The organism is Luteibacter sp. E-22, assembly GCF_049913125.1.
Lineage (GTDB): Bacteria > Pseudomonadota > Gammaproteobacteria > Xanthomonadales > Rhodanobacteraceae > Luteibacter.
The window spans coordinates 588,840-604,372 of sequence record NZ_CP183975.1; the positions used below are offsets into that span (position 1 = coordinate 588,840).

General features: G+C 63.9%; 18 protein-coding genes and 1 tRNA gene. 9 read left to right on the plus strand and 10 right to left on the minus strand.

All coding sequences use genetic code 11. From position 1 onward, the window contains the following. Positions 1–86 precede the first annotated feature (86 nt). A complete protein-coding gene (locus ACN9M2_RS02535; RefSeq protein ID WP_426286610.1) occupies positions 87–965 on the minus strand; it encodes a methylated-DNA--[protein]-cysteine S-methyltransferase in 879 nt (292 codons plus the stop codon). A 72-nt stretch (positions 966–1,037) separates the two neighbouring features. Then, positions 1,038–1,316: a hypothetical protein gene (locus ACN9M2_RS02540; protein ID WP_426286611.1), complete on the minus strand. Its 279-nt coding sequence runs from the start codon at positions 1,314–1,316 to the stop codon at positions 1,038–1,040. 80 nt (positions 1,317–1,396) lie between these two features. Here ACN9M2_RS02540 and ACN9M2_RS02545 point away from each other — a divergent pair, with 80 nt between their 5' ends. Further along, the gene (locus ACN9M2_RS02545; RefSeq protein ID WP_426286612.1) at positions 1,397–1,738 is read left to right on the plus strand and encodes a Rieske (2Fe-2S) protein; all 342 of its coding nucleotides are present in this window, start codon (positions 1,397–1,399) and stop codon (positions 1,736–1,738) included. An 8-nt stretch (positions 1,739–1,746) separates the two neighbouring features. On the opposite strand, the gene ACN9M2_RS02550 is transcribed toward ACN9M2_RS02545, so the two are convergent. From ACN9M2_RS02550 to ACN9M2_RS02575, 6 genes are all read right to left on the minus strand, one after another. After that, positions 1,747–3,564, minus strand: a complete 1,818-nt coding sequence (locus tag ACN9M2_RS02550) for an SLC13 family permease (RefSeq protein ID WP_426287850.1) — start codon at positions 3,562–3,564, stop codon at positions 1,747–1,749. A 167-nt stretch (positions 3,565–3,731) separates the two neighbouring features. Continuing rightward, entirely contained in the window at positions 3,732–5,465 is a 1,734-nt protein-coding gene (gene poxB, locus ACN9M2_RS02555) for a ubiquinone-dependent pyruvate dehydrogenase (RefSeq protein WP_426286613.1), read from the minus strand. Positions 5,466–5,512: 47 nt separating this feature from the next. Continuing rightward, the gene (trmB, locus tag ACN9M2_RS02560; RefSeq protein ID WP_426286614.1) at positions 5,513–6,238 is read right to left on the minus strand and encodes a tRNA (guanosine(46)-N7)-methyltransferase TrmB; all 726 of its coding nucleotides are present in this window, start codon (positions 6,236–6,238) and stop codon (positions 5,513–5,515) included. A 2-nt stretch (positions 6,239–6,240) separates the two neighbouring features. Further along, positions 6,241–7,041 carry a thiazole synthase gene (locus ACN9M2_RS02565; protein ID WP_426286615.1) on the minus strand — a complete coding sequence of 267 codons (801 nt, stop codon included), beginning with the start codon at positions 7,039–7,041 and terminating at the stop codon, positions 6,241–6,243. A 29-nt stretch (positions 7,042–7,070) separates the two neighbouring features. Continuing rightward, positions 7,071–7,271 (minus strand): sulfur carrier protein ThiS, encoded by a 201-nt coding sequence (gene thiS / locus ACN9M2_RS02570; protein WP_426286616.1) that lies wholly within the window; start codon positions 7,269–7,271, stop codon positions 7,071–7,073. Between the two features lie 46 nt (positions 7,272–7,317). Beyond that, positions 7,318–8,010: a hypothetical protein gene (locus ACN9M2_RS02575; RefSeq protein ID WP_426286617.1), complete on the minus strand. Its 693-nt coding sequence runs from the start codon at positions 8,008–8,010 to the stop codon at positions 7,318–7,320. A gap of 135 nt (positions 8,011–8,145) precedes the next feature. On the opposite strand from ACN9M2_RS02575, the gene ACN9M2_RS02580 reads away from it, so the two are divergent. Together ACN9M2_RS02580 and ACN9M2_RS02585 are read left to right on the plus strand one after the other, a co-directional pair. Further along, positions 8,146–8,219 (plus strand) — tRNA-Gly (locus ACN9M2_RS02580). A 469-nt stretch (positions 8,220–8,688) separates the two neighbouring features. Continuing rightward, positions 8,689–9,516 (plus strand): hypothetical protein, encoded by an 828-nt coding sequence (locus ACN9M2_RS02585; protein WP_426286618.1) that lies wholly within the window; start codon positions 8,689–8,691, stop codon positions 9,514–9,516. Here the strand turns inward: ACN9M2_RS02585 and ACN9M2_RS02590 are convergent. Then, positions 9,476–9,946 (minus strand): DUF488 family protein, encoded by a 471-nt coding sequence (locus tag ACN9M2_RS02590; protein ID WP_426286619.1) that lies wholly within the window; start codon positions 9,944–9,946, stop codon positions 9,476–9,478. The genes ACN9M2_RS02585 and ACN9M2_RS02590 overlap by 41 nt on opposite strands. A gap of 461 nt (positions 9,947–10,407) precedes the next feature. Between ACN9M2_RS02590 and ACN9M2_RS02595 the strand changes: the two genes are divergently transcribed. The 6 genes from ACN9M2_RS02595 (at position 10,408) to ACN9M2_RS02620 (ending at position 14,187) form a co-directional block, all read left to right on the plus strand. Then, positions 10,408–10,536 (plus strand): hypothetical protein, encoded by a 129-nt coding sequence (locus ACN9M2_RS02595; RefSeq protein WP_426286620.1) that lies wholly within the window; start codon positions 10,408–10,410, stop codon positions 10,534–10,536. Between the two features lie 311 nt (positions 10,537–10,847). Next, on the plus strand, positions 10,848–11,804 hold the full coding sequence (locus ACN9M2_RS02600) for an MBL fold metallo-hydrolase (protein ID WP_426286621.1): 957 nt from the start codon (positions 10,848–10,850) through the stop codon (positions 11,802–11,804). After that, entirely contained in the window at positions 11,801–12,106 is a 306-nt protein-coding gene (locus ACN9M2_RS02605; RefSeq protein ID WP_426286622.1) for a hypothetical protein, read from the plus strand. The genes ACN9M2_RS02600 and ACN9M2_RS02605 overlap by 4 nt, the downstream gene beginning before the upstream one ends. After that, a complete protein-coding gene (locus ACN9M2_RS02610; RefSeq protein ID WP_426286623.1) occupies positions 12,103–12,936 on the plus strand; it encodes a DUF692 domain-containing protein in 834 nt (277 codons plus the stop codon). Before ACN9M2_RS02605 ends, ACN9M2_RS02610 begins: the two co-directional genes overlap by 4 nt. Continuing rightward, positions 12,933–13,613 carry a hypothetical protein gene (locus tag ACN9M2_RS02615; protein WP_426286624.1) on the plus strand — a complete coding sequence of 227 codons (681 nt, stop codon included), beginning with the start codon at positions 12,933–12,935 and terminating at the stop codon, positions 13,611–13,613. The genes ACN9M2_RS02610 and ACN9M2_RS02615 overlap by 4 nt, the downstream gene beginning before the upstream one ends. Continuing rightward, entirely contained in the window at positions 13,597–14,187 is a 591-nt protein-coding gene (locus ACN9M2_RS02620; protein ID WP_426286625.1) for a DoxX family protein, read from the plus strand. The genes ACN9M2_RS02615 and ACN9M2_RS02620 overlap by 17 nt, the downstream gene beginning before the upstream one ends. A gap of 162 nt (positions 14,188–14,349) precedes the next feature. Here ACN9M2_RS02620 and ACN9M2_RS02625 read toward each other — a convergent pair whose 3' ends face one another. Next, the gene (locus tag ACN9M2_RS02625; protein WP_426286626.1) at positions 14,350–15,393 is read right to left on the minus strand and encodes an alpha/beta fold hydrolase; all 1,044 of its coding nucleotides are present in this window, start codon (positions 15,391–15,393) and stop codon (positions 14,350–14,352) included. Between the last annotated feature and the right edge of the window lie 140 nt (positions 15,394–15,533).

Sequence of the window (15,533 nt, forward strand, 5' to 3'; positions counted from 1 at the left end):
TCCAGGGCGGGCGCGCACCGCGTCGTGCGGTGCAATCCCGCAAGATATCGCCGCTACCGGATGGACGGTAGCGAAAGGTTCGACGGTCAGCCTTGAGTGGCTTTCATGGCACGCTCGGTGGCCAGTAATTGTTGCTTGATGTCCATGCCCCATCGCCACCCGCCGAGGCTGCCGTCCTCGCGGATGATGCGATGGCAGGGGACGAGCAGGGCCAGCTTGTTGCTGCCACAGGCGCGGCCGATGGCGCGCGCCGCCTTGGGTACGCCCAACGCCGCGGCCAGTTCGCCGTAGCTCAGTGTCTCGCCACGTGGAATGCGCGTGAGCGCATCCCATACGCGCCACTGGAAGGCGGTGGCGGCGACATCCAGCGGTGGCAGGGCGGGGGCGTCGCGATCGCTCCAGCCGAGGTCGTGGGCCACGCGGGCGATGACCGCGTCGAGCCATTCCTCGCGACCCTCGTCGACCCGTTCCCGCTCGGCGAGGGGGAATTCCTCCGCCAGGCGCGTCTCGAGTTCGCGATCGTCGTGGCCGAGGGTCACGGCGCAGATGCCCTTCGCGGTCGTGGCGACCAGCAGCCTGCCCAGCGGTGTCCGCGTGGTGGTGTAGCGAATCGAGGCGCCGGCGCCCCCGGCCCGGTAGCTGGCGGGAGTCATCCCGAGGCGGCGGTCGCTTTCTTCGTATACCCGGCTACCGGAGCCGAATCCGGCTTCGTAAACGGCGTCGGTTACCGCGGCGCCGTCGCGCAGCACCTCGCGCAGCTGATGGAACCGGCGGGCGCGGGCGTATTCGGCGGGACTGACGCCGTAGCGGCGTCGGAAGGCGCGCTGCAGGTGGGTCGGACTCAGCCCCGCGATGGTGGCGAGGCTGGCGAGATCGGTGGCGGCGTCGGCCTGTTCCAGGGTGGCGCGGACGCGTTCGAGTGCATCGTCGGCGGCGGGACGCATGGCGTAAGCCTGAGAGTTCATGGTGGCCTCCTTCATGGGAGACCAGCGTAGGCGGGACGAGGCCCCGTCACCATCCGCTTCTTGCGGACCCGATCAGTGGTGGATGGGCGTGTTCTGCCGGATCACTACGAATTCGCCTTCCAGCACGTCCGGGTCCTTCGGGGCGGCGGGCCGCGCCGCGCCGGCCACGCGGCCGTGGGCGAGCTTCCACTGGCGCACGGCCAGGAACACCAGGCCGCCGGCCATCAGCACGCCGAGCACGACCACGCCGAAAACGAGCAGCACCCCCACCACGGCGAGGCCCAGCACCAGCGACAGGGCGCGGACGAGGGGATTACGCGAACGGCGGATGGGTGGGAAGACGAAGCGCATTGGTTAAAAATCCGTATGGCACAATGACATGCGTGCGAGCCTCTTTACCTTGGGGCAATCGATCCTCATAGACAAGTGCCATGACCACTACCGCCGACACCGCTCCTCTCTGCCTGCTGGCGGACATTCCCGATGGCAATGCCATCGAAATCGAGACCCTGGTCGACGGCGAGGTGGAGTCCCTGCTGGTCTACCGGCACGGCGACGAGGCCCGCGCCTACTTCAACGTATGCCCGCACGCGGGCCGGCGCCTGGACTACGCCCCGGGCAAGTTCCTCGTTCGCGCCGGTCAGATCATCTGCGCGGCACACGGGGCCACGTTCACGGCCGAGAGTGGCGACTGTACGGCCGGGCCTTGCCGGGGCGACCGGCTACGCGGGGTACCGCTCGCCGTGGTGGATGGCGCCGTGCGGCTGGCCTGAGGCCGGCATCAGCGATACATCAGATTGATCGTAACGAGCGTCAGCGTGAGGATCAGGATCGTCAGCGGCAGGCCCACGCGGAGGAAGTCCTTCGAGCGGTAGCCCCCGGGGCCGGCGACCATCATCAAGGCGGGATGGCCGGACGGCAGCAAGAACGTGTTCGACGACGATACCGCCACGATCAGCGCGTATGCCGACGGATTGCCTCCCGTACTCACGGCCACGCTGATCGCGATGGGGACCATCATCACCGTGGCGCCCACGTTCGACATCACCTGCGAGAACATCAGGGTCAGCACGGCGATGGAGAGTTGCAGCGTCCACTGCGGCGCGTGACCGAGGATGGCCAGCACCTCCTGGGCGATCCACGAGGCGGTGCCCGTGGAATCCATCGACCAGCCCAGCGGGATGAGGCAGGCGGTGACGAAGATCGTCTTCCAGTTGATTGCCTTGTACGCCTCGTCCATGTTGAGCACGCCGGTGAGCAGCATGCCCACCGCACCGGTCATCATCGCCACCGAGAGATCGAGTTGGGTGAACAGGGCCAGGCACTTGGCCAGCACGAAGAAGCCCACCGCCTGCCAGATCTTGCCGGGGCGCTGCTCTTCCTTCGGAATGTCGGTGACCACGACGATGTCGCGGTCTTCCTCGGCCAGCATCAGGTCGCGCCACTTGCTGTGCAGCACGAGGGTGTCGCCGGCGCGGAGGGTCACGGCACGCACGTCCTCGCGATAGACCTCGTCGCCGCGGTTCACCGCCAGCACCGAGATACCGAAGCGCTTGCGCAGTCGCAGGTCGCCCACCGTCTGCTTGATGAAGCGCGAACTCGGCGGTACCACGGCTTCGGAAATACCGGCGCGGGTGGTGTTGAACTGGTCGCCCAGCTGGCGCATGCGCATGGACACGCGGCAGAGCTGGTTGTTGGCGAAGGCGTTGATGGCATCGCGCGGGGCCAGCACGCCGAGCACGGTGCCCACCCAGATCATCTGGTCCGAGGGCGGCGCCACGCGGCTCTCGTTGCCGTTCTTGATCGCGAGGATCAGCGGGGCACCATGCAGTTGTTCCACCTCGCCGATGCTCATGCCCACCAGGGGGCTCTCGGCGGTGACGGTCAGTTCGGCGGTCTCGCCGACGATGCCGTAGGTGTCGGCGAAGTAGCTCTCGGTACGACCGGGGGTGACCTTGAGCCGTTCGTCTTCGCGCTCCGGGAGCAGCTTGCGGGTAAAGAAGTAGAAGAACAGCACGCCGGTCACGGCCAGCACGAGACCCACGGGCGTGACGCTGAAAAGGCCGAACTTCGGGATGGTGTGCGCGCCCGGAGGCAGGTTGCTGTTGGCGCTGGCGATCAGGTCGTTGAGGACGATCAGTGGCGAGTTGGCGATCAGCGTGGTGTTGGTGGCGGTGAGGATGCAGAACGCCATCGGTAGCAGCAGGCGCGACATCGGCACGCCCGTGCGCGCGGACAGGCGGCTGGTAACCGGGATCATCAGCGCGGCCAGCGCCTGGCTCGGAATCACGGCGCTGAACAGGCTGGTGACGCTGTTGATCACCACGCCCAGGCGCGATTCCACGCCACGGGCCATGCGCATGACGAAGGCGGCGGTGAGGTTGAGCACGCCGGCGCGGTCCAGGCCCGCGCCCATGATCATGATCGCGATGATGGCGATGACCGCGTTGCCGGCGAAGCCATTGAACACCTGGTCGCCAGGGATCAGCCCGGTGAGGCCGATGGTGACCACGACCAGCAGGGCGACCATGTCGGCCCGGATCCACTCCAGAACGAGCATGAGCATGGTGAAGCCCACCAGGCCCAGCACGAGGATCATTTCGGGAGTGAGGGTCAGTGCCACTAGCCGGCTGTCCGGATCCGGTCGGTTGAGGCGTGCGGTGGCATGGTCTTGCCAGGCTGTGGATATTGCCGCAGGAGTATACGCGCTGGGGGTGGCTCCCGGCTGAAGCTTGCGGCACCGGACCCTCGGTGCTTCCTATCCGCTCATCGGCTGAGGTTGCTCAGTGCCAGGTCGACGATCGTGTCGCCACGGCCACTCATCACCGCCTTCAGCGCATAGAGGCTGAAACCCTTCGCCTGCTCCACGGTGATCTTCGGCGGCATGGACAGCTCCAGGCGGTTGCTCACCACGTCCAGCAGCGCGGGGCCTTCGTGCGAAAGCACTTCGGCGATGGCCGAGGGCAGGTCGCTGGCGCGGGTCACGCGGCGGCCGTGGATACCCATCGCGTTGGCCATGGCGGCGAAGTCCGGATTGCGCAGTTCCACGCCGGTCTCCAGCAGGCCGGCCGCCTTCATCTCCAGCTCGACGAAGCCGAGCGTGCCGTTATTGAGCACGATGACCTTCACCGGCAGCTTTTCCTGGGCCAGGGTGATGAAGTCGCCCATCAGCATCGAGAAGCCGCCGTCACCGGACAGCGAGATCACCTGCCGGCCCGGATAGGCGGCCTGTGCACCGATGGCCTGGGGCATGGCGTTGGCCATGGAGCCGTGCACGAAGGAGCCGAGCAGGCGGCGCTTGCCGTTCATGCGCAGGTAGCGCGCGGCCCATACGGTGGGCGTGCCCACGTCGCAGGTGAACACGGCATCGTCCTCGGCCAGTTCGCTGACCAGGCGGGACACCTGTTGTGGATGGATCAGGTCATGGCCGGGTTCGATCCTCGCCAGTTCGTCCAGTCCCTCGCGGGCGCGGGCATAGTGGGCAAGGCAGCGGTCGAGATGGCCGCGCACGCGCTTGGGCTCGATGCGTGGAAGGAGTGCGCGCAGAGTCTCGCCGACATCGCCGACCACGCCCAGCTCCACGCGGCAGCGACGGCCGATGTTGCCGGGACGAATGTCCACCTGCGCTATCTTCGCGTCCTCCGGATAGAACTGGCGATACGGAAAATCGGTGCCGAGCATCAGCAGCGTGTCGCAATCCTCCATCGCGTGATAGCCCGAGCTGAATCCGATGAGGCCGGTCATGCCCACGTCGAAGGGGTTGTCGTACTCGACATATTCCTTGCCGCCCAGCGCATGCACGATGGGCGACTTGAGCGCGTCGGCGAGTGCGATGAGTTCGCCGTGCGCGCCTGCCGTGCCACGACCGCAAAGCAGGGTGACGCGCTTGCCTGCGTTGAGCAGGGCCGCCAAGGCATCGAGTTCGCGCTCGGCGGGGATGACCTTCGGCGCGGGCGGAAGCAAGCCCGCCGCGGGCGTCACCTTCTTTACCGGCGACGCGCGCATGGCCACGTCGCCCGGGATCACCACCACGGCCACGCCGCGCTGCCCGACCGCCGCGCGGATCGCCGCGTCGAGCACGAAGGGCATCTGCGCCGGATCGGACACCATTTCGCAATACACGCTGCATTCGCGGAAGAGTTCCGTCGGATGCGTTTCCTGAAAATACCCGCTGCCGATCTCCGCGCTGGGGATGTGCGCGGCGATGGCCAGCACCGGCGTGCGCGAACGATGGCAGTCGAACAGGCCGTTGATCAGGTGCAGGTTGCCGGGGCCGCAACTTCCTGCGCAAACGGCGAGCTGTCCCGTGAGCTGCGATTCGCCGCCGGCGGCGAACGCGCCGGCTTCCTCGTTGCGTACATGCACCCAGTCGATGCGGTGCCGATCGCGCAGCGAATCGGTGATGGCATTGAGGCTGTCGCCCACCACGCCGTAGATGCGACGGATACCGGCTTCTTCGAGGGTTTCGGCGATCAGGTCGGCAAGGTTGGAGATGGACATGGGGACACTCCGTGGGCACGAAGCGCCATGTTATGCCGCGACGACGGTCAAGAGTCCGTCGTCGGGCCTATCCATTCGTATAGGTAATCCCATACGCCATGACCAAGTCGCGTGCCCCTGCGCTCGAAGTGCGTCTCGATGCGCCACGCCGGACGCTCCGCGGTTTCGCCCGGCCCGACACGATTGCGCCAGCCTTCGGCGGCTTCCATCGTCTCGCGCATGTGCTCTGCGTAGGCTTCCCAATCCGTGGCCAGGTGCAGCAAGCCGCCGGGTGCCATGCGCGACGCGAGCAAGGCCACGAAGGCGGGTTGCACGAGGCGACGCTTGTTGTGACGCTTCTTGTGCCATGGGTCGGGAAACCAGATGCGCACCTCGGACAGGCTGCCCGCGGGGATCTCGTTTTCCAATACTTCGACGGCGTCGTGCTTGTACAGACGCACGTTGGACGCATCGCGTGCAGCCAGCGCGTTCATCAGGCGGCCGACGCCGGGGCCGTGCACCTCGACGCCGATGTAGTCGCGCGCGAGATCGTGTTCGCTCGCCCATGCCAGCGCTTCGCCGTTGCCGAAGCCGATTTCCAGCACGCGTGGCACGTGCCGGCCGAAGGTGGCATCGAGGTCGCGCTCATGGCCCGTGTAGTCGAGGCCGAAGCGTGCCCAGTGGTCATCGAACGCGCGCTGCTGCGCCGGGGTCATGCGACCCTCACGCAACACGAAGCTGCGAATGCGGCGGTGGAACGGGGTGTCGCCCGGTGTTTCGTCGTCGTGTGCCATGGTCAACCGACCAGCCCGTCGACGGGGCTCGATGCCGAAGCGAAACGCTTGCGCGGGATGCGTCCCGCGCGGAAAGCGGCGCGGCCGGCTTCGACGGCGAGCTTCATCGCGTGCGCCATCAGCACCGGGTCCTTCGCGCCGGCGATGGCCGTGTTCATCAGCACGCCATCGCAGCCCAGCTCCATCGCGATGGATGCATCGGATGCGGTGCCGACACCCGCGTCGACGATGACCGGCACCTTCGCGTTCTCCACGATCTCAAGCAGGTTGTAGCGGTTCTGGATGCCCAGGCCCGAGCCGATGGGTGCCGCCAGCGGCATGATCGCGGCGCAGCCGATCTCTTCCAGGCGGCGGGCGAGGATGGGATCGTCGGAGGTGTAGACCATCACGTCGAATCCATCGGCCACGAGCTTCTCGGCCGCGACCAGGGTCTGCACCACGTCGGGATAGAGCGTGCGTTCGTCGCCGAGCACTTCCAGCTTCACCAGGTTATGCCCGTCGAGCAGTTCACGTGCGAGACGGCAGGTGCGCACGGCGTCGTCGGCGGTATAGCAGCCGGCCGTGTTCGGCAGCAGGGTGAACCGATCGGGCGGCAGCGCGTCGAGCAGGTTCGGCTGGCTGGCGTCCTGGCCGATGTTCACGCGGCGGATCGCCAGGGTGACGATCTGCGCACCCGCGGCCTCGGTGGCCCGGCGGGTCTCGTCGAAATCCTTGTACTTGCCGGTGCCGGTGAGCAGCCGCGAGTGGAACGTGCGGCCGGCAACGGTGAGCAGGTCGTCGGCGGCGGGAGAGAAATGGTTCATACGGGCTATCCGTCGGAGGGCGCGGGGCGTCAGCCGCCGCCAATGGCATGGACGATCTCTACCCGGTCGCCTTCGGCAAGCAGGTGCGTCGGGTGCGCGCTGCGCGGCACGATCTCGAGGTTGATCTCCACCGCCACCCGCTTACCGGCATAACCGGCGGCGTCGAGCAGGGCGGACACGGAAGTGCCGGGCGCGCATTCGCGCGCGTCGCCGTTAAGAGTGATCAGCATCCGCCAATTGTACCCAACCCATCTTCTGGAAGAACCACGACAACCCTCACCGCCCCCGCCAACCGTTCCCGCCACCCTGCAACGGAATCCCCGTCCCCGGCTGGTTCCCCGAGCCCATGCCGGTGCCCGGTTGCGGAGCCCTGCTGTTCGTCATCCCGGTACCGGGTTGTGGCTGCGGATTCCCATAGCCGCCATTCCAGCCGTTCCGCCAGCGGTTGTCCCGCTCCGGAGGCCGCTGCGGCGCGAGCTTCACCCCGGCGCCGCTGGCCGAGGCGTTTCCACCGGACGGGGCGGCCAGGCTCAACGAGCCATTCCGCCCATGATCGTGATCGTGGCCACCGTCATGACCATTGCCCGGGTCATCGTGGTCATGGCCGTGCCCGTTGTCGTGGCCGTCGTGCCCGTGCCCGCGCCGGTTGTCCCGGTCGTAGCCGTAGCCCGGAGGATAGCCACCGCCGTAGTAGTAGCCGCTTTCCGCCACGGAGCCATCGCCGTAGTCCGACTGGTCCCGGTACCCGTCACCACCCACTGAGACCTGACCGCCTACATAGAACCGGGGCGGCTGGGGCAGGCTTCCCGTGCTCACGGTGTCCTTGCGAACGGGTACGGAGGGCCCGGAGATATAACTGACCCCCGGCTTGGGCATGTCGGCCGTGGAGACGGTGCGCGATTGCGCACCCACGACACCCGCGCCGAGCGCGAGCCCGATGGCGACGGAAAGCGAAAACGCACGACGCATGGCACGACCCTCGTAGGGATTCCCTCGCCGGATTATGCGCGCGGAGCCTGGAGCCGGCGTAAGAACCCACGGGCGCGTTCAGCCACCCGCCACCTTTCCCCCGTCGCCACTGTCGTATTACCATCCATGCCCGACGCGGGTGTAGCTCAATGGTAGAGCTGTAGCTTCCCAAGCTACTGACGAGGGTTCGATTCCCTTCACCCGCTCCAGTTTCGGCCTTGCCGAAGCTAAGCGCCTACTTTACAACGTCTTTTTTTGACTTGGTCAGCGGGCCCGAACGACCTCATCCGAAGTGTCGTCCAGGGTATCGTTTCGTGCCAAAGCGCTTGCCGCGCCACAGCGGCCTCTATGCCCACTTTCCTCGTCCTGGCGTCGCTGTGCGCCGTCACTAGGTCACGTTTTTTGGTGCGCCGCTTCATGCGCGACCAAGGAGACCGTTCGGCTGGTTGTCGCAGTGCTGGGCTGGATGGGACACCCTCGGTGGCGTCCAGAAGGGCGGGGCGGACATTTAATGGGCGACGGACCTGACTCCATCGACATTATTTTTTTTGCATGCTTCACCTCGTACCACATCACGGGCACGAAGTGCTTCTCAAAGGTCTTGACCAATCCAGGTTGAGAAATAACTGCTCCGCCGCATCGCAGCGGCTGGGCATCAAGGGACAGGGAGGCGGCGCCATGGCTTTGGCACGAGTCGAACGAATTTTGATATTGGCGAAAACGTATCCTTCGCCCAGCGCGCAATATGTCGAAACCTCCTGCGTGGCAGGCATCGCCCACGACGGGAGCATGCGGCGCCTCTTCCCGGTGCCGTTTCGGATGGTTGAAGATGTGCGGCAGTTCAAGAAGTGGCAATGGGTGGAGGTCCGGGTTGAAAAGGCGAGCAAGGACCATCGCCCCGAGAGCCACAAGGTCTACATCGACACGATCCATTGCGGTGAGGTCATCGACACCAAGAACGCTTGGGCGGGCCGCTGGCCGTGGCTCGACAAGATGCCCTCCTTCGAAAGCTTCGACGCCATTGAGGCCGCGCGCCTCACCGATGGGTTATCGCTCGCCTTGCTTCGGCCCAAACGACTGCTCGGTTTGGACATTACCAAGTCCCGACATACTGACTGGACCGATGAAGAGCGAGAGAAACTGCTGCAGGATCAAATGCAGGGAAGTCTGTTCTCAGAAGCTGAGCAGCGTAGGGAGCTAAAGCAGCTACGCAAAGTTCCCTTTGATTTTTACTATCGCTATCTATACGACACGCAGGACGGCGAGAAACAGCATCGACACAAGATTGTGGATTGGGAAGCCGGGGCGCTCTATTGGAAATGCCGACAAAGCTACGGCAGTGGCTGGGAGGGGCCGTTTCGTGCCAAGTTGGAAGAAGACCTTGGCAATAAGGAATTGATGTTCTTGATGGGGAACCTGCACCGGTTTCAGGAGCAGTGGCTCATCGTCAGCTTGATCTACCCGCCTAGGCGCCGCCCTGATGAATGCCAAATGGTTTTGCTTTAACAGCGATATGTTTGACCTTTGCCGAGCAAGTTTGACTCACGGATTCGGCGACCATGGAGCGGTGGCAAAAATTGAAGTCCGCCTCGAAACAAAGCAGAGCACAGGTTGAGGATTGCGCTAGCTCGACCAGGTCGTCGATGGCTTCCTTCTGCGTCCTGAGGTGCTTGAGAAACCCCGAGGTATACCGTTTCCAGTCTCCATCAGCACGGTAGCCATCGCGCACTGGCTTGGGGCAACCCAGTTTGACCATGTGAACATAGTCCAGGCCGGACAGGTTGAGAGCGTTCGCCAATGCCTTCTTTGAGAAGCCTGGCTTCCGGGAAAGAGGTAACTCGCGGATGTCTACGACGGTCTCAATGCCGTGCTTGGATAGCAGCGACATGAAGTCGTCGATGTTCAATCCTTCGTAGCCGATGGTGAAGAGATTCATTGCGGTGCCTCTGTCAATACAATGATTTTAGCGGAGGGTCGACATGTCAGGGTAATCCTTGGCTGGCTGGGCCACGCGGGCTTCAGCCCCGGCAAGGTCAGGGTCTCACCGGGCGACGCGACGGAATATCGAACCACGGTACGCCCACTTCTTTTGAGGCTTTCGTCGCCCGAAGGTGCGTGAGGGTAGAGGTCGTCGACGCCAGGCAAGCATCACAAGAATCTGTCCCCGGACGTGGGTGCGGCGGCATTAAGGAATTCTCCATGTCTTTATCCGAAGACAGCGCGGTTTTTTTCTATCGCGTGAGAATTTTCCCCATGTTGATCGATGCATCCTTTGGGATTCGGGAGCCATACACGGACTGTATTAGCGGTGATGGAGCGATCACCGCCGAAATGCTTCGGTGCGCCTGAGTGTTCAGGAAAAGACTGCATTGAGAATTCGTGGAGAGGACGTGGCTCGTGGACAAGGAACGGCGTTGCGCCCTTCCCGAAGATACCGGTACGATCGATCAAGTGACATCCGCCGACTGTGTGGTCAGAGAGACGGCGAAGCGAGCTGCAGAGTTGGAGAAACGCCTTCACAAGTAGGTGAAGTATTGGACTGATGGAGAAAGCATGGACAGGAACAATGGATAGCCCGGCTTTTCGTAGACACTCACGAGAGCTTTCAATCAGGGACGGTAAGTCCCCCGCTGGTATGGCGTCATCTCAGGCGAATGCAGATGACCTCGGCGTAGCAGCCATCGTATGTCTCCGAGTGGCGCGCGCGATGGATGCAATGACGCGACTGCGCATACCCCTCGCGAAATAACGGTTCAAGCCGTCCACGCGACGCTATGCCTTCCCGGCACCGCTGTCGAGCGAATGCACAGCGGCTGCCCAACATGGAGAGTCTTACCGTGAAACACATCCTGCGAGCCGTCGGCGCGCTCAGCCTGATGGCAACGTCCTTTGGCGCATTCGCCACCGAGCCGCTTTGCAACTCCGCCGGCGCGATGTCCCTTCAATTGCTGGGCTCCGGCGGTCCCATCTCCGACGATGCCCGCGCGTCGTCGGGCGAAGTCATATGGATCGATGGAAAGTCGCGCTTGCTGATCGACGCGGGTGGCGGCACGTACTTGCGGTTCGGACAGGCTGGCGCACGCCTGGAAGACCTGCGTTTCATTGGTATCTCGCACTTTCACACCGACCACAGCGCAGATCTCCCAGCCCTTCTCAAGGGCGGCTACTTCATGGCCACACCGAACACGGTCACGTTGGCTGGTCCCACCGGGTCGGATGCCTTCCCCGGCATGACTGCCTTCTTCAAGGATATGTTCGGCGCAGGCACGGGGTCCTTTGCGTACCTGGAGGGCCTCCATGATGGCAGCGATGGCTTGCAACTCACTGTCAAACCGATTGAAGACGTCGACACGCACGCGGCTCAGCGGAGCCTCGTCTATCAAGACGCAGACGTAAAGGTCTACGCGTTCGGTATTCCCCATGGGGTGGTTCCGACGTTGGCATTCCGTGTCGAGGGCAAGCACGGCACGATCGTGATCTCCGCCGATCAAAACGGAAGCCGCGCGGGGTTTGTCGATTTCGCCAAAGGTGCAGACATTCTGGTGATGCCGGTCGCCATCGACGACGACGCCAACCAAGGCTCCAGGTTTCTCCACGCGCCTCCCTCCATGGTGGGGAAATTGGCTGCGGCAATCCAGCCGAAGATGCTGGTCCTCAACCACTTCATGGGGTCGTCGCTGAAGAACAAGGACGGCAACGTGCGAATCATCCAGCGGTACTACCACGGGCCGATCGCCGAAAGCCGCGATTTGTCCTGCTACCCCGTCCCGGAAGCCAACAGGAGTCATCGATGAACAACTCACTGACGCTCTCGATCGCGTTGTCATCCTTGGCAGCGCTCGGCGCCATCAGTGCGCCCGTGCATGCGCAAGCGGCACAGATCCCGTCGACCGCTCCCGCTGCCGCATCGCACGGTGGCAAATGCGCCAGCGGGAAGTGCGGTACGGAAAAGATCTACAGCAAGGCGCCGATCAAGCAGAATCCGCAGGATCGGTTGGTTCGCACTCGCGATGGCAAGTGCGGGTTGACGGCGCAGGGGCATGACGCCGAGGTGTCGACGGCACGGAAACTGGCCGAGGGGGTTTGTGGGCAATGAATGGGCATGGCCGCGGACTGGGCCTTCGGCGTGAATTCGCGCGCCGCCTTGCCAGAGGTCCGGTGCGGTCGGATATCGATTTCCTGGAGGTCGTTCCCGACAACTGGATGGGCCTGGGTGGAGAAAGTGCGGAGGTCATGGAAGCCCTGGCGTCCCGATATCCGATGGTGGCGCACGGCTTAAGCCTCTCCATCGGAGACACCCAGCCGCTGGACTGGGCGTATCTCAACTCGATAAAGGGCTTTCTTGACCGCTACGGCATCCAGACCTACAGCGATCATATGAGCATGTCCCGCGACAGCCGCGGGTACCTGTATGAGCTTGTTCCCGTGACTCGGACTGAGGCCAGCCTGCATTGGATGGTCGAAAAGATTCAAACCGTGCAGGAGTTTCTGTCCCGCCAGCTGGCGCTGGAGAACGTGTCTTACTACGTCGATGACGACGGTGAGATAGGCGAGGCTGAATTCCTTGCTCGCCTGGTAGACGCATCGGGATGTGCATTGTTGCTCGACATCAACAATGTCCATGTCAACTCACGCAACCATGGCTGGGACGCGGCGGAGTTCCTCGATGCCTTGCCCGCGGACGCGGTCGCCTATTACCACGTGGCCGGACACCTGGACCAAGGGCCCGACGATCAGGTTCTCGACACCCATGGTGCGCCGGTATCCATTGCGGTGATGGAATTGGGTGCGCGCGCCGTGGCCCGGTTTGGTCGGCGGCCTGTGGTGCTCGAACGGGATAATCACGTGCCGAGTCTGGACGACCTTTGCCGGGAGTTGGGCACCGTCCACCAGGCCATGCTGGAAGCGCGGGGAGCCTGGGCGTGACTACCGGGGGCTTTGACGAGTTGTACGCGGCAGCGGAACGACGCTGCCTTGCGATTCGTCAGGGCGGCTTTGGCCCATACGGCGCATTGATCCGCGCCACGATGCGGGAAATGTTGACGAGCATGTTCCCGCGGTTCGTGGCGCAGCGTGGCGCGGATGAGCTGGATGCCGACATCGAAGCTTTCTGCATTATCCACGGCGCATCGCGCGCACCGTTCATCCAGCGGGGCACCGAGTTTCTCGAGTTCATGCAGGGGAAGCTGGGGAATCGCATCGATCGCATCGTGCTCGAATACGAGTGGCTGCTCTTCGACGTGGAAGTACACCCAGCTGTAGTGCCTATGTGGTCCATTGTCGACGAGCAAGAGGGCGGCCGACTGGAACTCAATCCCACCCTGCGCTGGATTGCTTCGCCCATCGATCTCCTGCGTGCGGACGCTCTCATCGATGCATCGCCGAAAAACGAGGCGCCTCTGGTCTATGCCGTGTATCGCAGGGCCGATCACCACGTGGTCACCCAGCCCCTCAGTGCGGTCGACATCGCCCGATTGCAGCGCTTTGAAGCCGGCCCCGTGGTGACAACGTTTCCTTTTGATTCTTGGCTCTCCGAAGCGTTGCGGGAGAACCTCCTTTCCTTCTCACCGATATTTGAGGCGCTCCATGACCAGTCCGCTTGATCTGCTGAACCGCTTCCTCGACCGATCCCGCCGGCTCGATTTCATAGCGCTATTGTCCATCCGGCTTTACCTGTTGCCCACGCTTTACGTGGGGGCCCACGCGAAACTCACTGGTTTCAGTGGCGTCGTGCAGTGGTTTGGGACACCTGTGGCTCAAGGCGGACTGGGTTTGCCGTTGCCGTATGTGATGGCGGCCCTGGCGACCGGCACCGAAGTCGTGGGCCTGGTGTGTATCGCATTGGGGCTGGCGACGCGCGTGGTGGCGATTCCCTTGATGATCTTGATGACGGTCGCGGGCTTTTCCGTGCATTGGTCCCATGGATGGGCGGCGATCGCCGGCAAGACCACGGAGGCCAGTTTGCGCTTGGACGGCCTCATGTCCTGGCTGGCGCAGTCCTTCCCGGGCCGATTCAACTATGTCACCGAGCTGGGCGATCCGGTTATCTTGAACAACGGCATGGAATTCACCGTGACCTATACCATTCTCGTGATGATCTTGTTCTTCTATGGCGCGGGACGTTATGTCAGCGCCGATCATTGGTTCGCCCGGGTTTTCCCGCGCTGGCCAAAGTGAGCGGTGAGGACATCGGCCCTCCGGCCGCTGATGCATCAAGCTGATGCACCAAGACGGTAGAGGTCTACCCGGCCCGTTTTGCGCTATTGCTCCAAGAGCGCCAGCAGCGAGCCGAGTTCGCCACGATTCCTTTTCCCACTCAGACGAGTTTCACGGCTACAGCTAGCGTGCGCGACGGTCCGCGCGAACGAGCTCGAGCACCGCGTCCGCGAATGCCCTAGGCGCCTCTTGCGGCAGGTTGTGTCCCGCCCCTGGTATCACGCGGTGTACGCGTGGCCCCGTGAACTTCGCCGCCTGGGCCGAACCGTCGGTCGGGCGATGGGCGCTATCGTCGCCGCCATCCAGTGTCACCGTGCGCACCGGTATCGCGGGCAGCGACGCAAGCTTACGACCGATCCCGGTATAGGCGGGGTCTCCCTGGACTGCGCCGAATCGGTGGCGGAACGAATGTATGGAGACTTCGACATGGTCGGCGTTGTCGAACGATGGGGCCGTGCGTGCGAAGGTCGCGTCGTCGAAGCGCCAGGTCGGTGACCATTGTTTCCAGAAAAGCCGGTTGAACTCGCGGCGGTACTTTGCGTAGCCGGCGCGTCCTCGCTCGGTCTGGAAGTAGAACTGCCACCAGAGCGGCATTTCGCTTTCGGGCTTCGCCGGGATCAACGCCGCAGCCGGATCGGAGAATGCATAGCCGTTGCCCGATACCAGGCCCGCGCAGCGTTCGGGCCAGAGGGCCGCGACGGCGCTGGCCGCCTTGCCGCCCCAGTCGTATCCCGCCAGCACGGCGCGCGGCAACGACAATGCGTCGAGCAGTGCCAGCAGATCTGCGCCGAATGCCGCGAACTCGCCCGAACGAAGCGTGCCCGCGGTCAGGAAGCGCGTGGGGCCGAAGCCGCGCAGATAGGGAACGATCACCCGGCAACCCGCTGCCACCAGGATGGGGGCGACTTCCGCGTAGGCCTCGATGTCGTACGGGAATCCGTGCAGAAGCACTACCGCGGGCCCATCTACCGGTCCCGCTTCGTAGTAGGCGATGTTCAAGACACCGGCATCGATGTTCTTCAAATGCGCCAGGGCCAATGCGGGTGATCCGATGCCACTGGCGGACGCCACTTTGCCACCCAGAGCCAGTTGCAGGCCGGCGATGCCCGCACCCGCCGCGACGCCGCGTAGCAGTCCGCGCCGCAGGAAATCCACGTGATTGGTCATACGGACCTCATCCCGCCGCCGTTGCAGCGAAACGCAGTGGTGCCCGGCCTGCGTCGTTCAATGGGGTCACTGAATCCGTCATCTGAATCTTCCAGTCGTCGAGTCGAAGGCCGCGTCCATCGTAGGTTCGGGCGGGGCCT

Bases quoted from the DNA above. Each gene is read 5' to 3' on its own strand.
- ACN9M2_RS02610 (WP_426286623.1), top strand. From the start codon at position 12,103: ATGAATGGGCATGGCCGCGGACTGGGCCTTCGGCGTGAATTCGCGCGC.
- ACN9M2_RS02605 (WP_426286622.1), top strand. From the start codon at position 11,801: ATGAACAACTCACTGACGCTCTCGATCGCGTTGTCATCCTTGGCAGCG.
- ACN9M2_RS02535 (WP_426286610.1), bottom strand. From the start codon at position 965: ATGAACTCTCAGGCTTACGCCATGCGTCCCGCCGCCGACGATGCACTC.
- poxB (WP_426286613.1), bottom strand. From the start codon at position 5,465: ATGTCCATCTCCAACCTTGCCGACCTGATCGCCGAAACCCTCGAAGAA.
- ACN9M2_RS02590 (WP_426286619.1), bottom strand. From the start codon at position 9,946: ATGAATCTCTTCACCATCGGCTACGAAGGATTGAACATCGACGACTTC.
- trmB (WP_426286614.1), bottom strand. From the start codon at position 6,238: ATGGCACACGACGACGAAACACCGGGCGACACCCCGTTCCACCGCCGC.
- ACN9M2_RS02540 (WP_426286611.1), bottom strand. From the start codon at position 1,316: ATGCGCTTCGTCTTCCCACCCATCCGCCGTTCGCGTAATCCCCTCGTC.
- ACN9M2_RS02585 (WP_426286618.1), top strand. From the start codon at position 8,689: ATGGCTTTGGCACGAGTCGAACGAATTTTGATATTGGCGAAAACGTAT.
- ACN9M2_RS02550 (WP_426287850.1), bottom strand. From the start codon at position 3,564: ATGATCCTCGTGCTGGGCCTGGTGGGCTTCACCATGCTCATGCTCGTT.
- thiS (WP_426286616.1), bottom strand. From the start codon at position 7,271: ATGCTGATCACTCTTAACGGCGACGCGCGCGAATGCGCGCCCGGCACT.
- ACN9M2_RS02575 (WP_426286617.1), bottom strand. From the start codon at position 8,010: ATGCGTCGTGCGTTTTCGCTTTCCGTCGCCATCGGGCTCGCGCTCGGC.
- ACN9M2_RS02625 (WP_426286626.1), bottom strand. From the start codon at position 15,393: ATGACCAATCACGTGGATTTCCTGCGGCGCGGACTGCTACGCGGCGTC.
- ACN9M2_RS02620 (WP_426286625.1), top strand. From the start codon at position 13,597: ATGACCAGTCCGCTTGATCTGCTGAACCGCTTCCTCGACCGATCCCGC.
- ACN9M2_RS02565 (WP_426286615.1), bottom strand. From the start codon at position 7,041: ATGAACCATTTCTCTCCCGCCGCCGACGACCTGCTCACCGTTGCCGGC.
- ACN9M2_RS02545 (WP_426286612.1), top strand. From the start codon at position 1,397: ATGACCACTACCGCCGACACCGCTCCTCTCTGCCTGCTGGCGGACATT.